The organism is Candidatus Peribacteria bacterium (assembly GCA_023038255.1).
In the GTDB taxonomy this organism is placed as follows: Bacteria; Patescibacteriota; Gracilibacteria; order Peribacterales; family Peribacteraceae; genus CALREJ01.
This window is the reverse complement of record CP082927.1, coordinates 485,994-503,974: the sequence shown is the minus strand read 5'-3', so window position 1 is coordinate 503,974 and position 17,981 is coordinate 485,994. Positions and strand designations below refer to the sequence as shown.

At 51.8% G+C, this 17,981-nt stretch carries 14 protein-coding genes; 4 read left to right on the top strand and 10 right to left on the bottom strand.

Annotated elements, in window-relative coordinates:
- Positions 1-51 precede the first annotated feature (51 nt).
- Both fusA and K8942_02355 read right to left on the bottom strand, forming a co-directional pair.
- Positions 52-2,166 carry an elongation factor G gene (gene fusA, locus K8942_02360; protein ID UPA23033.1) on the bottom strand — a complete coding sequence of 705 codons (2,115 nt, stop codon included), beginning with the start codon at positions 2,164-2,166 and terminating at the stop codon, positions 52-54.
- A gap of 147 nt (positions 2,167-2,313) precedes the next feature.
- The gene (locus K8942_02355) at positions 2,314-2,694 is read right to left on the bottom strand and encodes a hypothetical protein (protein ID UPA23032.1); all 381 of its coding nucleotides are present in this window, start codon (positions 2,692-2,694) and stop codon (positions 2,314-2,316) included.
- Between the two features lie 381 nt (positions 2,695-3,075).
- Between K8942_02355 and K8942_02350 the strand changes: the two genes are divergently transcribed.
- Complete coding sequence (locus K8942_02350) at positions 3,076-3,282, top strand: hypothetical protein (protein ID UPA23031.1); 207 nt, start codon at positions 3,076-3,078, stop codon at positions 3,280-3,282.
- A 172-nt stretch (positions 3,283-3,454) separates the two neighbouring features.
- Here the strand turns inward: K8942_02350 and rpsG are convergent, their stop codons facing one another.
- From rpsG to K8942_02315, 7 genes are all read right to left on the bottom strand, one after another.
- The gene (gene rpsG / locus K8942_02345) at positions 3,455-3,907 is read right to left on the bottom strand and encodes a 30S ribosomal protein S7 (GenBank protein UPA23030.1); all 453 of its coding nucleotides are present in this window, start codon (positions 3,905-3,907) and stop codon (positions 3,455-3,457) included.
- Positions 3,908-3,943: 36 nt separating this feature from the next.
- The gene (rpsL, locus tag K8942_02340; GenBank protein ID UPA23029.1) at positions 3,944-4,381 is read right to left on the bottom strand and encodes a 30S ribosomal protein S12; all 438 of its coding nucleotides are present in this window, start codon (positions 4,379-4,381) and stop codon (positions 3,944-3,946) included.
- Between the two features lie 93 nt (positions 4,382-4,474).
- Entirely contained in the window at positions 4,475-8,347 is a 3,873-nt protein-coding gene (gene rpoC / locus K8942_02335; protein ID UPA23028.1) for a DNA-directed RNA polymerase subunit beta', read from the bottom strand.
- Between the two features lie 161 nt (positions 8,348-8,508).
- A complete protein-coding gene (locus tag K8942_02330) occupies positions 8,509-10,647 on the bottom strand; it encodes a hypothetical protein (GenBank protein UPA23027.1) in 2,139 nt (712 codons plus the stop codon).
- Entirely contained in the window at positions 10,644-10,964 is a 321-nt protein-coding gene (locus K8942_02325) for a hypothetical protein (protein UPA23026.1), read from the bottom strand. The genes K8942_02330 and K8942_02325 overlap by 4 nt, the downstream gene beginning before the upstream one ends.
- Positions 10,965-11,059: 95 nt before the next feature.
- Positions 11,060-14,050 (bottom strand): hypothetical protein, encoded by a 2,991-nt coding sequence (locus tag K8942_02320; GenBank protein UPA23025.1) that lies wholly within the window; start codon positions 14,048-14,050, stop codon positions 11,060-11,062.
- Positions 14,051-14,145: 95 nt separating this feature from the next.
- Complete coding sequence (locus K8942_02315; protein ID UPA23024.1) at positions 14,146-14,511, bottom strand: hypothetical protein; 366 nt, start codon at positions 14,509-14,511, stop codon at positions 14,146-14,148.
- A gap of 169 nt (positions 14,512-14,680) precedes the next feature.
- Here K8942_02315 and K8942_02310 point away from each other — a divergent pair, with 169 nt between their 5' ends.
- The 3 genes from K8942_02310 to K8942_02300 all read left to right on the top strand — a co-directional run bounded on the left by K8942_02310 (position 14,681) and on the right by K8942_02300 (position 16,750).
- Positions 14,681-15,169, top strand: coding sequence for a hypothetical protein (locus K8942_02310; protein UPA23023.1), 489 nt, complete (start codon positions 14,681-14,683; stop codon positions 15,167-15,169).
- A 7-nt stretch (positions 15,170-15,176) separates the two neighbouring features.
- Entirely contained in the window at positions 15,177-15,914 is a 738-nt protein-coding gene (locus K8942_02305) for a coenzyme F420-0:L-glutamate ligase (GenBank protein ID UPA23022.1), read from the top strand.
- Between the two features lie 119 nt (positions 15,915-16,033).
- Positions 16,034-16,750: an FAD-dependent oxidoreductase gene (locus K8942_02300; protein ID UPA23021.1), complete on the top strand. Its 717-nt coding sequence runs from the start codon at positions 16,034-16,036 to the stop codon at positions 16,748-16,750.
- Positions 16,751-16,833: 83 nt separating this feature from the next.
- Here the strand turns inward: K8942_02300 and carA are convergent, their stop codons facing one another.
- Entirely contained in the window at positions 16,834-17,958 is a 1,125-nt protein-coding gene (carA, locus tag K8942_02295) for a glutamine-hydrolyzing carbamoyl-phosphate synthase small subunit (GenBank protein UPA23020.1), read from the bottom strand.
- Positions 17,959-17,981 lie beyond the last annotated feature (23 nt).

Below are 17,981 nucleotides of genomic sequence, written 5' to 3'. Positions count from 1 at the left end.
AATAAAAAGCGCCCTGTTACGGGCGCTCTTCTTCGTTCACATTCGACCGTATTAACCGTTTGAGCGTGATACTGCCACTCCGGAGCGGGAAGCAGCAATTTCGTCTGCTTTGTTCTTCGGCACCTTGAAGTAGTGGCTCGGTTCCATCGCGTAGCTCGCGCGGCCCTGGGTCATGGAGCGGAGTTCTGTGGCATATCCGAACATTTCGGAGAGCGGCACTTCGGCAGCAATCACCTTGGCCATTCCGCGATCGGACTGGCTGAGGATCATACCGCGGCGGGAGTTCAGGTCGCCCATCACGTCTCCGAGGTAGTTTTCGCTGCAGGTGACTTCCACCTTCATGATCGGTTCGAGAATGACCGGATCTGCTTTCTTGGCCTGTTCCTGGAATCCGATGGAGGCTGCAAATTTGTACGCCATTTCGGAGGAGTCCACGTCGTGGTAGGAACCGTCGAGTAGTTCAACCTTCACGTCCACAACCGGGTAACCAGCCTGGATACCGCGGGTCATACCTTCCTGGAATCCCTTGTCACACGGAGCAATGAATTCGCGCGGGATGCGGCCTCCGACCACAGAGTTTACGAACTCGTAGCCCTTGCCCGGTTCCTGCGGAATCAGTTTGAAGACAACGTGTCCGTACTGACCGCGACCACCGGTCTGCTTGATGTACTTGCTCTCGCCCTCCACTTCCTTCGTGATGGTTTCGCGGTACGCAACCTGCGGTGTACCGACGTTGGTTTCCACCTTGAATTCGCGACGCATACGGTCGACAAGGATATCGAGGTGGAGTTCTCCCATTCCCGCGATGATTGTCTGGTTCGTTTCGTCGTCGGTGCGGACGCGGAATGTCGGATCCTCTTCTGCAAGCTTCTGCAGCGCGATACCCATTTTTTCCTGATCCTGCTTGGTCTTCGGTTCAATAGCGATGGAGATAACCGGCTCGGCGAAGGTGATGGATTCCAGCTGGATTGGCTTTGCTTCGTCACAGAGTGTGTCTCCTGTGCGTGTCTCCTTCAGTCCGATCACGGCACCGATATCACCGGCGCGGATTTCCTGGATTTCTTCGCGGGAGTTTGCGTGCAGGCGGACGAGGCGGCCGATACGTTCCTTGGCGTTTGAGCGCGGGTTATACACGGCTGTTCCTGTCTTCATGACACCGGAGTAGACGCGGACGAACGTCAGACGACCGACGAACGGGTCTGTGGCGATTTTGAATGCGAGTGCGGAGAACGGTTCATCATCAGAGGGCTTGCGCTCCATCGGCTCTTCCGTATCCGGGTTTGTTCCACGGATGGACGGCACATCGAGCGGAGACGGGAGGTATGCAACCACACCGTTGAGCACGAACTGCACACCGACGTTCTGGAGGCTGCTGCCGCAGAAGACCGGGTAAATCTTTCCGACGACAGTTGCCTGGCGGATACCGCGGAAGAGCTGTTCGTCCGTGAGAGCTCCGTTCTCCAGGAAGTGGTCGATCATATCGTCATTGTTCTCTGCCACCTTTTCCATCAGAAGGGTGCGGTACTCAATCACCTGCTCGTGCATGTCTTCCGGAATAGGAATCTCGATAATGTTCTGTCCGTGCTCTCCTTCGAATTTGAATGCTTTCTTCTGCACGAGGTCGACGATACCGGAGAAATCGCTCTCCGCTCCAATCGGGAGCTGGACTGCAACGGCAGTCTTGCTCAGACGATCGTGGATGGACGCGAGGGACATGTAGAAGTCTCCTCCTGTCTTATCCATTTTGTTCACGAATGCAATACGCGGGACATGATACTTATCCGCCTGGCGCCACACGGTCTCGGACTGCGGTTCCACACCCTGGGAACCATCAAACACCACCACTCCTCCGTCGAGCACGCGCAGGGAACGTTCCACCTCAGCGGTGAAGTCCACGTGACCCGGGGTATCAATCAGGTTGATGGTAATGTCGACTTCCCCCTCTCCCGGAGCCTGCGCCTTCCAGTGACACTGCGTTGCCGCAGCGGTAATGGTAATTCCACGCTCACGCTCCTGTTCCATCCAGTCCATGGTTGCCTCACCTTCGTGCACTTCGCCGATTTTATAGTTGCGGCCCGTGTAGAAGAGAATGCGCTCGGACGTCGTTGTCTTTCCTGCGTCGATGTGCGCGATAATACCGATGTTACGAACGTGCTTGAGGTCCATGGGATTGGGAGTGAGGAATTAGGAGTTAGGAATTAGGAATGAGAGTAATTCCTAAAAGCTAACATCTATAAGCTAAAAGCTCATAAAAGCTGGGGTACTCTACAGAAGTGCCTGCGCTGATGCAATCGTTTTACCGCCTCGTTTGCCCTAGGAAGGCAGCTTTTTCCGGAAGAAGCGGAGGACAGACATCTGGAAACGCCTCCAGCTAGTCACCTGTTCACGGCATACCGGCTTTTTTTTGATGAGATCCACGTCCGTATCTATCAGCACCTGCAGCAGATTCCTCAATGCTTTTTCAATGTCCTCTGGCAGCATGCAGTGATTTCCGTGCTCCTCAAGCATCATATGTGTGAGCATATCTCTGAGCGAATGCTGCCAATTGCGGGCGATGCTGTTATCAATAAAGCGTCCGGCCGTCTGCAGCTGTCTGATGGCATTGTCGACTTCCACTTCTATGATCTGACTGAGCAGATCCGTATCAAAATGAGGAATGTGGCCAGAAACGGCAGTGAGAGGGGTGGTAGGCATTATTTGTGTATTTATGTGTAAAATAAGTGTGGAACCATTATACTTATTTTACATTTCCTGTCAATGGTCAAGAGACACTTTTTTGGCTAGGAGGAGCCGAATTGTGAAGTATTTTTTACAAAATGCAGATAAAATTAGCTTCTCTTGAGATTCAGAGGGAAGTTTCTATACTTCTACATCAGCCGACCTTTCACATAGTCGCCACTCGCCTCCTGCTTCTTCTATGGGTGAAGAAGCAATATTTTCGATGAACTGCGGAAGCAGGAATTCGAGTGGTTTTGGAAATGAAGGGGTCAAATCTTGGTCGGCGACATCAATGAAAAATGTGCTGATGCTTTGAGGCGGTATTTTGCCGCTGCAAAGACTGTCCGAGGTCACCTTGTGAAAGGAGCAGTGAAAGAGGGGCAGCCGTTTACGCTTGGAATCCCAGAGGATGACGCACGCCTCTTTGGATTCACAACGGGAATCACTTTGGAGGATGCAATAAAGCAAATTGCCCCACTGACGAGAGAATTCAAGAAAGTGCTGCTCACAAATATTGAAGGAACTATCGAGGCCCTTGCCCTGTTCGCACCAGCCGCCGCGTAGGAGTATTCAAAGCACAATCGTATTGATTTGATCCATTTTCCAACAACCCTCACTCCCCCATCTTATTATTGATAAGACTGGGGGACATTTTGTAGTAGCAAAATTCGAAATACTAAATCCTAATGAAAAGAGAGCCTCGTGGCCCTCTTTTGGAATTCGTTGTGGATGGCGATTATTTCGCGAGGTGTGCGAAGGCCTTGTTCGCCTGGGCCATTTTCATGACGTCCAGCTTCTTCTTGATGGCGCCTCCCTGCTCTGCAGATGCATCGAGGAGTTCCATAGCGAGCTTCTGTGCCATCGGCATTCCTTTGCGCTCGCGGGCAGCTGTGAGCAACCAGCGGGTGGAGAGGGCGACCTGACGCTTCGGGGTGACTTCCACAGGAACCTGGTACACAGAACCGGCTACGCGCTTCGGACGGACTTCAATGAGCGGTGTTGCGTTCAGAATGGCCTTCGAAAATACCTCCATCGGATCTTCCTTTGTGCGGGTTTTGATGACAGCCAGCGCGTCTGCAAAGATGTGACGAGCGGTCGACTTTTTTCCACGCTTCATGATGCAGTTGATAAACTTCTCAATGGAAGGGTTGGAACCTTGGACGATGTAGGGCTTAACGGGCTTGGCCATGATGGGTTACGGGTGATGAGTTATGGGTTATGGGGATTACTTGGCGGCTGGTGCTCCTGGCTTCGGACGGCGTGCACCGTAGCGGGAACGTCCCTGCTTGCGGTTTCTGACTCCTTCGGTGTCGAGCACACCACGGATGATGTGGTAACGGACTCCCGGAAGATCTTTCACGCGGCCACCGCGGACGAGCACAACGGAGTGTTCCTGGAGGTTGTGGCCTTCTCCCATGATATAGGCCTTCACTTCGTGACCGTTTGTCAGGCGAACGCGGGCGATCTTACGCAAAGCGGAGTTCGGCTTCTTCGGGGTCATGGTTGTGACTTTCAGACAGACACCACGCTTGAAGGGAGCGCCTTTAGGCAGCGGCGAGGGACGCATTTTGAGGGCGTTCCAGGTGTACTGCAGGGCGGGAGCCTTGCTTTTCACGCGCTTATTCTTGCGCGGGTTGCGGATGAGCTGATTGATAGTTGGCATTGAATAGTGAGAAAGGGGGTGGTTTACCCACCGTAGCTCGGGTGAGCGAAGGTGGGGGGATAGTAATGACTTGAATAGACGAAGTAAAGGCTTTTATATCTCATCTGCAGGCTCTTCCAGACCCTGCTCGAGAGCAAAACGCTTGCGGTAGACCTCACCCGTCGGGATCAAACGACCGATAATGACGTTTTCCTTGAGTCCTGCGAGCATATCGATCTTACGGGTGGTGGCAGCGTCCACAAGCACGCGGATGGTTTCCTGGAAGGAAGCACCGGAGAGCCAGGAATCAGTTGCGAGAGCCACGCGGGTGATACCGAGGAGCAGCTGCTCGTAGGTAGCGGCTTTTGCCTTTCCCTTCGTATCGGCAGCCAAACGCTCGTTTTCGTAGTCCACTTCACCCTTGTCGGCCACTTCGCCCGGCAGGAAGTTCGTGTCACCGGCATCGGAACAGCGGATTTTGGAGAACATCTTGCGGACAATGATTTCCAGGTGTTTGTCGTTGATAGTCTGACCCTGGGATGCGTAGATGTGCTGCACTTCCTGCACGACGTAGTTCTGCACAGCGTAGACACCCTTCTTTTCGAGGAGATCCTGGAGGTTAAAGTGTCCAACGTTGAGCGGATCACCCACAGAAACCTTGGAACCGGTCTTCACAATGAGCGATTCACGGCCACCGAACTGGTAGGCCTTTTCCTGGAGTTCGTAGTGCTTCACCTTGATCTCACCGTCGCCGATAGCAGTCACTTCTCCGGCTGCAACAGCGCGGATGACGGACTTGTCGTAGCGGGATTTTGCGAGAATGGTGCGTTCTGCAACCTTTTCACCCTTCTCCACGACCACTTCGAATCCTGCCTGGAGGTGGTAGTTATCCTCACCCGGCACTTCTTCGTGGATGGTGACCGTGGTCTTTCCGCCCTGGTGGCTGACTTTCACGTTTCCGGAAATATCAGCGAGCTGGGCTGCGGAGCGCGGGTTGCGTGCTTCAAACAGTTCTTCCACGCGGGTGAGACCCTGCGTGATGTCGGCTCCTTCGGCGACTCCTCCCATGTGGAAGGTTCTCATGGTGAGCTGCGTTCCCGGTTCTCCGATGGACTGGGCAGCGATGATACCGACCGGTGTTCCGATTTTGACAGTCTTGTTGTTACCGAGATCGCGGCCGTAGCAGCGGACACAGATTCCCTGCTTGGTCTTACACGTCATCACGGAGCGCACGAGTACATCTTCAATCTTATGTTCGTGCAAAAGATCGATGAGATCGGCGTCGATTTCCTGGTTGCGGGTCGCAATCGTCTTGCCGCCGCTAACGATGTCTTCTCCGAGGGTGCGTCCGAAGATGCGGCTCTCGAATTTTTCACCGATGCGCTCGGAATCTGCTGTCGTGATCTTATGGCTGGTGAGACATCCACAATCTTCTTCGCGGATAATGATGTCCTGCACTGCATCGACCAAACGGCGTGTGAGGTAACCGGCTTCCGCAGTCTTGAGAGCGGTGTCGGACTTTCCTTTGCGTCCTCCGTGTGTCGCGATGAAGTATTCAAGAACGGAGAATCCGTGCTTGAGGTTGCTCTGGATCGGGAGTTCGATGGTGCGTCCGGACGGGTTGGCAACGAGTCCTTTCATACCTCCGAGCTGGGTGACCTGTCCCCAGTTACCACGAGCGCCGGAGTCGATCACGTAGGTGATGTCGTTTTCCGGTTCCTTGAGGAAGTCGCGGATCATCGCGCTGGACACTTCGTTCTTTGTCTGGGACCAGATGCGGATAGCGTGGTTGTATTTTTCATCAGCGGTGATGAATCCCTTCGAGTAGAAGTTCGTCATATCGTTGATCTTCACGTTTGCTTCCGCCACAAGCGTTTCTGCTTCAACCGGCACCAAAATGTCGGATGCCGCAATGGACACACCGGACATGGTTGCGAACTTGAAGCCAACGTCCTTAATACGGTCTGCAAACTGTGTCGTCTGCTCTTCGCCGACGAGTTCGAGTGCTTTTGCGATGAGGTTACTCAGATATTTCTTCGTCATCGGCTTGGTCGTGCGGCCCATTCCTTCCGGCATGATTTCATCAAATTTGAGGCGTCCGACGGATGTGTCGATAATCTGGGTCTTTCCATCTTCAGCAGGAACACGGACCTTGATCTTTGCCTGCAGATCGACCACGCCGGAGTCAAATGCGAGGAATGCTTCGTCCTGGGTGGAGAAAATCATCCCTTCGCCCTTCTTGCCATCGTGCACCTGTGTGAGGAAGTAACAACCGAGCACCATGTCCTGCACCGGGTTGATGATCGGCTCACCAGCGGACGGCTTCAGCACGTTTGTGGATGCGGACATCAGTCTGCGTGCTTCCTGCTGCGCATTGTCGGACAGCGGCACGTGAACAGCCATCTGGTCTCCGTCGAAGTCGGCGTTGAAGGCCGTACAGGCGAGCGGATGCAGCTGGATCGCGAGACCTTCGATCAGAGTCGGCTTGAAGGCCTGGATACCAAGGCGGTGCAGTGTCGGCGCGCGGTTGAGGAGGACGTACTTGTCCTTAATGACTTCTTCGAGGATATCCCACACCTCTTTGCCACCGTCCTGAATGAGACGCTCGGCAGCCTTCACGTTGTGTGCGAGTTCGCGGCGGATGATGGTTCCGATCACAAACGGCTTGAAGAGTTTCATCGCCATTTCTTTCGGCAGACCACACTGGTTGAGCTTGAGGTGCGGACCGGCGACGATCACAGAACGTCCGGAGTAGTCCACGCGCTTTCCAAGGAGGTTCTGGCGGAAGCGTCCCTGCTTTCCCTTCAACATATCGGAGAGAGAGCGGAGTTTGCGGCGATCTCCTGCGGTAAACAGTGTCTTGCCTCCGCGAGCGGAGTTGTTCAGCAATGTATCGACCGCTTCCTGCAACATACGCTTTTCGTTGCGGCAGATGACTTCCGGCGCACCAATGCTCATCAGCTTTTTGAGACGGGAGTTACGGTTGATGACGCGGCGGTACAAATCGTTGAGGTCAGATGCAGCGAAGCGTCCTCCGTCGAGCTGCACCATCGGGCGCAGATCAGGAGGGAGCACAGGGAGGCGTGTCGGGATCATCCAGGACGGGTCGATGCCTGCCTGGAGAATGCTGTTCACGAACTTCATGCGCTTCATGACTTTCTTGAGTTTCTGACCCGACGACTTCTCACGCTCGGCCTGAAGATCGGTTGCGAGCTGCTGGAGTTCAATATTAAGGATGACTTCGCGGAGCGATTCGGCACCGGTACCGGCGCGGAACACGTGACCGAACTTCATGTTCATTTCACGGAATTTGAGCTCGGAGAGCACACCTCCGGTGTGGAGGTTTTTCAGATCATCGAGCGCTTCTTTGTGGTTCAGCTTCAGAGATTCGAGACGTTCTGCATACTCTTTATCAAGCGCATCAAGCTGGGCGCGGGTGGCATTGCTTTCTGTGAGCTGCTTCTTTGCCTCTTCATACTCGCGTACGACCTGCTTGCGGCGGTTTTCCATGCTGGCGCTGAGTTCCTTCTCCGCTTCTGTCTTCATATCTTCGTTCACGCTGATCACGACGTATGCTGCGAAATAGACGATCTGTTCGAGGGTCTTGATCGGGAGATCGAGCAGAAGTCCGATGCGGGACGGGCTGGAGCGCAAAAACCAGATGTGCGCGATGGGAACAGCCAGGTTGATGTGGCCCATACGTTCACGGCGAACGATAGAGCGCGTGACTTCGACACCACACTTTTCACAGATAACACCCTTATAACGGATTCCTTTGTACTTTCCACAGAAACACTGGAAGTTCTTGGTCGGACCGAAAATACGCTCACAGAAGAGGCCATCCGGCTCGGCACGCTGTGTGCGGTAGTTCACGGTTTCGGCTTTGGTCACCTCACCGCGGGACCAGGTCAGGATATCATCCGGACTGGCAACGCTGAGGGCGACGGCGTCGAAGGAATCGGTTGCGGACGTAGCAGTTGTCGGCATGTGAGAAAGTGGGAAAAATGGCTTATTTCTGCGGAAAAATTCACGCACGAAACTCCGTTGCCCCCGTTTCTTATTCGTCTCAAATAAGCGGGAAACACCGGAAATGTGGACGCATTATACGAATGCGGGCATTTCAATGCAAGGCTTTTCTCTTTATTTGATTACATCCCCATATTCGTCTTCAAGTCTGCATCAAGTGTATTTCCTGTAAACAAAGGATGCTTCTCTATTGCATCCTTCAAACCCGGAACATCAGTTACCTTTACCATGGGTGTGGACACACTGACATTTTGCTTCAGGAGAGGAATATCTTTTATCAGTTGCTTATATTGCCGTATGGCAACAGTGTTTGGATTGATACTATTTTCATATTCCAGAGCCTTATCCAAAAAAGACACGCTCAAAGGAGAAAGAGGGTCGCTCTGTATTTTCTGGTCCATGTAGTTTTTTAAGACCGCTGTAACATTGTCCTCGCCGGATTTTAAATAGGCATCGTACGCATTTGCGCCCGGGTCAGTGGCAAATGACCACTGTGCGTTTTTATACTCAAACTGGATACCGGGTACATTCATTTCAATTTTTGCCACATCTGCTGCTTCGTCATTTGATGCACCGACAGCGGTCAATGCTCCGATGCGGCTATCTATTTTCTTTTCATGATCCGCCAATCTCTGTTTGATGACTTTGAGTGCAGCAAGACATTTTTCCGGATCTTTCATGATATCCGGCTGCGTGAGATCCATGTCAGTTTTTACAATGCCGAATTTCTGCGCAGCAAGATCCTGCATCGCCTGCCATGCTGACAGATTTACATTCAGGCAGCGAATGCTGAGATCATTGCCCGGACCATCTATCTGTATGCCCGACAATGCATCGCCTACAATTTTTGAGTCTGCATTTTTGTACGTGCGTTTCGTATTGAGCGTCGTGATGTATGTCTGCACTTCTGTCATGGCAGTCACAGAATCTGTCGCGGCTTTCTGCAAGTCATCAATGTATTTCATTTTTACGTCCTCTTTTTTCACAATCTCTTCCTGCACTTTTATCTCCGCTTCCTTCGCGGTGATTTCAGACATCTTTACATTCAGCTTTCCAGTTTCTGTGGTAATTGCATTCTGATCGGGAGGGTTTGCAGCCTTGAGAGCGGCGATATCTGTTTCGAGCTTTGTCTTCTCTGCGGTCAGAGCAGTGAGCTGTCCTTTCAAGCTGCCCGGCGCCGGCACGGGAGGAGGCGTATTGGGAGCGAGAGCCATACCGTAGAGTGCCTTTTCAGCAGTCGCTTTTGCGGTCTTTGCTTTTCCCTTTTCAGTGGCCATGCCGAAGGCTGGATCTTTGATGTTCTTTTTAATGGCATCCTGTTCTGCCTGATTCAGCGTCGTCTGCGGACCGTTGGATGGAGTGGATGGATTCGTCTCTGCACCCTTCACCGGCGTCTTCACAAATCCAAGCAGTCTGAAAATACCGTTGATCTGATTCAGAAATTTTGCAAACGGGCTCAGCGGGGCAACTGCAATGTACTGGCCACTGGCATCTTTCTCGATTGTCACGCCATGGTCACACATCACTTTACCGATCAGTTTGCTGCGCTCGTCTTCGGACAGGGATGAATCATTAATGCTGGTCATGGTAGGGCTTGCATTCGCCGCATCAGTGATTTTTGCAGCTTCTTCCGGTTGCATTGTTCCAAAAAGGGACCCGATACCTTTCGGCGCACCGGTTTTTACATCGGGCGTGAGGAGATCGGCCAGAATAAGTTTTGCATTATTTTCCAGCAGTATTGCCATGTCCGTAATCTGCTTCTGTTTCACCGCATCAGGCTCGTTCGTAAGAGCAGCCTGCAACTGTGTCATGGCGTCTTGAATTTTATCGCACACTTCCCCTGCTTCCGGACCGAGTGTGCGTGCGCTCTGCATCATGTCGGTCAGCGCATCTGCAGGAAGGGTATTGATATTGGATGCGGTTTTGATGGCATCGACGGATGTTACTGCTGCGGTCAGTGCGTCCGGGGCGCCTGCAACTGGGGCTGCAGGAGGCTTTCCGATATTCGCGATCTGTGCCAGCGCAGCATCCATGCTCTGCTTCATGGACCGGATTTTGTTACCCGTCGCTTCCGCTTTCACAATTTTATCTTTCGCGATATTTTTTGCAGCGTTCGGATTATTCGGCGGAACATTCGGCGCAGCCTGCGGCGTGGCAGCCGGCGCATTTTGCGGTGCATTCTGGGGAACATTGGGCAACTGAAAAATTTCGCGGCGCTCGCGCTGTGTCACCTGCCAATGGGAACGACAGACATGCATCATGCTGAGAGAGAAGATTCGATAGAATCGAGCGCGGCCTTGTCTTCCGTTTCACGGTTTTCTTTTTCGAGTGAGGAGACCGCCGTGCGTTTGTACGAGCGCAGACTGTCTATCCACTGATCGCTGTATGCCTGGAACTGTTTGTCGTATTCCAGAAATGCAGTGTCATACCGTGTGGCGCGGGCTGCCTTGTCTTGCTCTAATTCATTCGCATACACCTGCTCCAGCGTCTCCAGTCCTGCAGTAGTCAGCTCTGGTTCAATACCTGCCATAATGGCGTCATAGATCTCCTGGCCGCTGGGGATTTGTGTGTCATCCATAGTTTTTTGTTTTCTCTCTATTATACCAAATTTTGTATTTTTACGCAATTATAAGACATTTTCTAAAAGGTAATTGAGGTGCTTTTGCAGGCGTTTTAGGCCTCACCACGCAGGTCGATCAGCGGAGCGAAGACGAATTTGTCTTCTTTCTCCCACAGCTTTGTGAGAGCCTGCATATCGGCAAATGTCCAGTCGCGGATTTCATCCATGTGATAATGGAAGAGTTCGCGGAACTGATCGGCACGTTTTTCGTCGATCTTGTCATCATCGGTAATAATTCCGAGCACACGAAGCGGGTGCGCTGCACGGATTGTGTCTGCGGCACCACGGAACAGGAGATGCATTCCGTCGCTGATGTACTGGATCTGCTTATCGTGCACGACGGATGTCGCGGTATCGATTTCAAAAATGCGGCTCAGAATGTCGTTCTGTTTTTTGTCGTACGGATCTTCGATCTGCTGTTTTTCCAGATTATAAAACACCGTCGTCTGATTGCCGCGATCAATCACGACAGTATTGAGTCCGCTTACATCCGGTGTCGGTAGTTCGAGCATTTCATTTTTCATCTGCAGGAACGCGCGGGTGGAAAAGTCGGATTCCGCGATCACCACATCGTATCCATCAACCGTTCCACGGGAATACTGAATGCCGTCATTCACGACAGTTATTGTATTTTCCAGCAGCGGCTTTAAGGCGGGTGATATTTTTTCCACTTCTTTCTCAGAAGATTCTTTGGGGGCAACGCTCGCCTCTTCAAGCGGTTTGGCTGATCCGGTTATTTTTGCCGCAACGACGGTGGCCGCAACGGGAGCAGCTGCAGCAGCTACCGGAAGAACCGATCCACCGGCATATATCCCCTGATGCGCGGTATTCTGTGCGAAGAGCAGTTTGGATTTCAGTGCAAAGTTTTTTCCGAACACATTGGCAAATTGTTTTTCCCCTTGTCCTTTCTCAAAATTCTGCAGCAGGTGATCGACCAGTTTTTCCTCAAGAAGCTTATTTCCATTGGCAATTTCTGACACCATTCTTGCCTGCATCACCGTGTGCACTGCAGCCTGATTCTTCTTGTCCGAGACAATCAGGTCGACCCATTTTTCACACATTGTATCGTCGATTCCCAGTTTTTTCATGCGTCCGTTTTCAAATATTTTTTTCAAACGCGGTGCCAGTTGCTCCCGCAGAAGATTTTCTTCATATACTCCCGGCGCGTTCATCACAATCGGTTCAAACATCGTGTCATCCCATGCAATGCTCTTGAAGGCATCCTGAATGGCGTTTTCTGCATCGGTGACAACATCGTTTGGAATGGGCAGCAGATTCGGTGCATCGGGCTTCTGCAATCTGTGAATCAGCTCTGCAGCATCTTTTGCAATATCATTTGCCACCTGATCCACTTCCACATCAGCCTGGTTTTTCAGGATGAGCAATTGCTGGTTTCCGGGAAGCGGCGCCTGCGCCTTCATCATCTGCATTCGCTGATCAGCAGGTATGTTTTTCAATGCAGCAATGCGCGCATCAAGCTCTTCATTGGCCTGAAGAAGCATTTGCATTCTTAGTATCATCTCGTGATTATCGCCGATACCAGCGACTTCAAGTGCAGCTCCAGGCTTATTCAGAACGGTAAACATTTTGAGAAAAAGCGGATGCAAAACAGTATCCGATCCCATCAAATCATCACAGAGTTTTATGATTTTCTGCTTCTCTGCATCCGGCAATGTCAGAACATAGCGCGTGGCGTCCAGCATCACTCTCGTGAAATGCACAAGATCCGCTTCAAAATGCGTGCCGCTCTTCATGATTTTTTCCAGAAGTTCGACCGTACGCGGATCTTTGCGCTTGATGAAAACAGGAAGGACAGCGGTGCATACGGATTCATTCACCATGGCTGCATTCCAGAGGTCATCAGACGAAACCGTCTGTTCAAATACAAGATCACTCTCGCAGAGCATCAGCAGAAGCTGCGCACGCATGAACGGATTCTTTGCCGATTCAAAGCGCCTTTTCAGATCCATCAGCATGTCTTTGTCAGTCGGATTATTCGCCGCAAGCAGCGCATCCCCCATCAGTGATGTGCCGAGTTCTTTTGCTGTAAGCGGATCTGTCTGCACCTTCTTTTCATAGACATCGAGCGCCCAACCGAACGGAATGTTTCCCAGCAGCGACAAACGCTTGATGGTATCGATGTTTCTCCGCACGTCCGCAGGATCATCGAGACGCTCCTTCCAGACGCGCATGATTTCTCCGCTGATGGCTGCGTTCTTCTCGAGAATGACCGACAACAGTTCTTTCTGGAAATCGAGCGCATTTCCGCCATCCATCGGCATTTCCTGCGTTGCCCACTCCTGCAATTCCTGTGCATTCTTCGGGTCTTTCACTAACGCTAGCATTCCCTGCCGCCATTCTTCACGCGGCTTGTTCAGAATATCCAAGACTCCAAGCGCCTTTTCCTGCTCCACAGCAATCGGCCTGCCATCTGCGGTCTGTGTTTCGGCCTCGCGCACCTGACCCGGTGCATAGACTCTGAAATACGCATCTGATCCGTCTTCTGCCAGACATGTATAAATATACTCCCCTTCTTTGCCGTCCACTTTTTCGCGGAGAATGGTTCCGGCTCCGGGTACTGGCGATGAGGATTCTACTGCCTTCCCTCTGCTCATGGTCGGATGCCAGATGATATGCTTGAGATCCGATGCACTGATATCGGTTCTGCCTTTCGGCATTTTTTCATAGATGAATGAAATATGCCCTTTTATAATCCCCTGCTGATTTTTCAGTGTGTCGAGTTTGGTACGGACACCTGCGAGCTCTTGTTCGAGTGTCTGCACAATGGCATCTTTCTTTGCATAAATCACTGCATCCTGCGTCCACCCCTGTCGCTGTGTGATCGCTTTTTGTAGTGCATCATTTTTTACGCGAATTTCCTCTTCCATCGTGACAATCTGCGTCGTGACGTTCTGCAGAATATCCATGGAAAGCATGTCCCGCTTTTCATCCAGTTCACGCTGCACCTTTTCTTCTTCACGCTGCTTGGCCTGAGCAATGTCCTCAGGTGACTGCGGTGAGGCGGAGGGGATATTCGGGCACATACGTTGTATGTTGGTATCTCCCTATAATACCAAATTTACGCCATTTTTTCAATGTAAAACGCCAAAACGACCTGATGGAATGAGGGGGATGTGTCTTAGATTTCCTTCTGTTCGACGTCCTTGGATTCTACAAACAGCTGCTCAAACGAGCCGGATGCCTTTTCAAGTGCGTTTCTCAGCATATCAACCTCTCCTTCACGCATGCAAAGTGAGGAAGACGCGTTCAAAATGCGGTCTTTATCCTCTTTCTCGAGTTTCACGCCCTTGATTCCTGCCAAAGAGGCATGCAGGACGATATACGCATCACAAATGTCACAACGAAGCTGCATCAACACAAAATCATCACCGGTCAAGCGAACGCAGGTGAAATCCACAGGCACCTTCTCGCCGCACTGCGGGCAACGCATCTGCTGCTGGATGCGCTGGATGATCTGATGAAGTGTGTGCGGGTCGAACTCCATATATGTGTGTATTTTAGCATCGAAAGACGGGTTTATCCAATGAATTCAAGCAAAAAGAGTATGAAAATGTGAAATGTAAAGATTAGCAGACATCCCCTTCCGGGCACCTCCAAACTATGCCCGTTCATACTCGTCTTCCCCCATTTCTTCCGTCATACTGTCCCCCTGTATGTCCCCCCTCAGCAAGACACTCATCGGCGCGTTTATCCCGTTTGTGCTGATCGTCTTTTTTGTCATGAGCACGCAGAAGGGCATACCGGACGTTATCCCCTCGCTGGATATTGGCGTGGAACATACGCAGCCCATGACCCTTGAGATGACGGTCACAAAAAATGATCTGCTGCGGATGATCGATATGAAAAACGATACGCTGGAATCGATTGCCATCAGTGTCCCTGCAGGATGGAAACGCGGTGAGGTGCGGAACGTGCCGCTCAAAGCGGTGGTCGCAGACGAGCCAAGCTTCGGCTATGTCCGCTGGACTCTGCCTCCACATGCAGACGTGAGTTTTACAAGCAGGCAACCATTCACGCAGCTCAACATGCATAACCCGTCCGGCGTCCCGCTCAAAATCCGCCTGACACTTGTCGACCTCCTGAAAAACACCGGTGAGCACCAGGTGTATCTTGTGCAGGAAGGCTCGGTAAAAATTCCCTGATTGCAGTATGCACATTCTTCCCATCCACACACCCCTCATCAAAGCCGGTGATGACGTGGCATCGATTCTGAAGCAATCGATGATGATGCAGGATGGCGACATTGTCATCGTGTCTTCCAAGGCGGTTGCCACTGCGGAAGGTGCCGCCATTGATTTATCGACAGTGACACCCACGAGTGATGCGGAGATATGGGCGCAGAAAACCGGCAAGAGTGCCGCGTTTTGTCAGGCAGTGCTACAGGAAACGGTACGCATGCACGGCAAGGTGATTGGTGGGGTGACAGGAGCGATGCTCACAGAAGTGCAGACGGATGCGGTGAGTACAGTACTTGTCCCCAACGCAGGACTTGATGAATCAAATGTCAGTGATGGCTATGCGATCGGGTGGCCGGTTGATCCGGTGCGGTCTGTAAAAAGAATAAGCGATGCACTCGGCATGCCGGTGATCATCAGTGATTCATTTATAATTCCGCGACGATCCGGTGTGTCCGCATTTGCGCTCGTGGCCTGCGGGATAGATCCGGTGCGCAGTGAGATCGGGACCAAAGATCTGTTTGGTCATTCGCTCACCATGACAAAAGAAGCAGTTGCGGATCAACTGTCCGTGATGGGAAATGCGGTGATGGGGAATGCCGCTCAAAGCAATCCTGCCGCGATCATCCGTGATCATCAGATCCCCTCTTCCGATTTCTGCGGATGGGTACCGGGGATGCGGCCGGAAAGAGATTTATTCGGGGAATATTAGACGATTCCCTGAAAAGAAGACGAAGAGTACGAGGAAGACGAGGATGACGAAGAAATCTGCTACACTGGTGTTCCTCGTATTCTTTGCCCTCTTCGTCATCCTCGTCTTCCTCAAAGAAAATGCCCGTTCCCAGTTATCAACTATTATGCACCGGCAACAAGAAAATCGCGCATGACGTCTACGCATTCACGTTCAAACGTCCCGGTGAACTCACATTCCGCGCCGGACAGTTCGTCCTGTTTGATGTCGCCCTGCCGGATGATCCGACAAACATCCAGACGCGCGCATTCTCGATTGCATCGACACCGATGGAAGATGCATTGCTCTTTGTCGCCAAGCTGAAAGAAGGCGGCCGTGCGAGTATGTGGATTGAGTCCAGACTGAAAGAAGGTGACACCGTACGCACACAGGGGCCGTTCGGAAACTTTGTCATCAATAAAGAAAACCCGAAAGACCTGCTCTTCATTGCAACGTCCACCGGCGTCGCCCCCTTCCGCTCACAGATTATGGATGCACTGGAATCCGGATTCACGAAGCAGATTGATCTCGTCTTCGGCGTGCGCCATACGGAAGACTTGTTCTGGAAAGCAGAATTTGAAAAACTGGCACAGCAGTACGAAAACTTTTACCTGCACATTGCCCTGAGTGGAGACAACGACGACTGGGCCGGACACAAAGGACGGGTGCAGTCGTTAGTACAGTTGATCTGCAAAGATTTCTCCCAAAAAAATATCTATGTCTGTGGCAGTCCGGAGATGACAAAGGAAATGAAGCAGCTCGCTCTGGAAGAATGGAAAGTGGAGAAAGCGGATTTGCATGTGGAGGGGTATATTTAAGGATGACGAGGAAGACGAAGAGTACGAAGAAACAAAGTACTAATGAAACTTCTTCGTCTTCTTTGTCATCCTTGTCTTCCTCGTCATCCTTTTTTCTCCGTCATCACCCGCACAAACTCATCAAACAAATAATTCGCATCCTCCGGACCCGGCGTTGCTTCGGGGTGGAATTGGACTGAGAAGAATTTCCCCGAATCGTGGCGGATGCCTTCGACCGTGTCATCATTTGCGTTCTTCCACCAGACACGCCATCCGGACGGAAGCTCATCACTCACAGCAAATCCGTGGTTCTGCGATGTCATAATACAATGACGCGGCTCACTGCCGTCTGACGGAATTTCCACACACGGCTGGTTTGCACCGCGGTGACCGTACGGAAGTTTGTAGGTATCACCGCCGATCGCGAGTGCGAGGAGCTGGTTTCCCAGACAGATACCGAAGGTCGGAATATTTGCGGCAATGGATTTCTTGATGGCGTCGATGGTGGGGATACATGTCTTAGGATCGCCCGGGCCATTGCTGATGAAGAGTCCGTCGATCTGTCCGTCGTAGTTGATCATGTCAAAGTTCCACGGCACGCGGACCACTTTCACACCGCGGTTCAGGAAACTCCGGATAATGTTTCGTTTCATGCCGCAGTCATACGCAAGAATCGTGAGTCCAGTCTTCGGTGCATCGGCCGGCGGATCGTAGGTGATCATTTCCGTGCAGCTGACATCCGCCACGAGGTTTCGGAGATTCGGATCATCAAAGCCTGCGATGTCTGTCTGCGTTGTCGCTTCGTCGTCGGCAACAATCCGTCCGAGCATCACCCCTTTTTCGCGCAGATGTTTTGTAAGAGCGCGTGTATCGATGCCGGTGATTCCCGGAATATTGTGGTGCTCCATCCAGTTCTGCAGTGAACTCACGGCATCGAAGTGGCTGTATGTCTCGCTCACCTGGGTAACAATCAATCCCTTCACATGAATAGCTTCGCTTTCAAAGTTTTTGGAAAATCCCCACTCATTCAGTTCCTCACTCGGCACACCGTAGTTTCCGACGAGCGGGAAGGTGGTCACCAGAATCTGTCCGCGATAACTGGGGTCCGTCATACTTTCCGGATAGCCCATCATGGCTGTATTGAACACCACTTCTCCGTCAGAGTCCGTTTTTGCACCAAAAGAAACGCCTTTCCAGACAGTTCCATCGGAGAGGAGAAGAGAAGCCATAGCTGATGAGGATGAGAAGATGA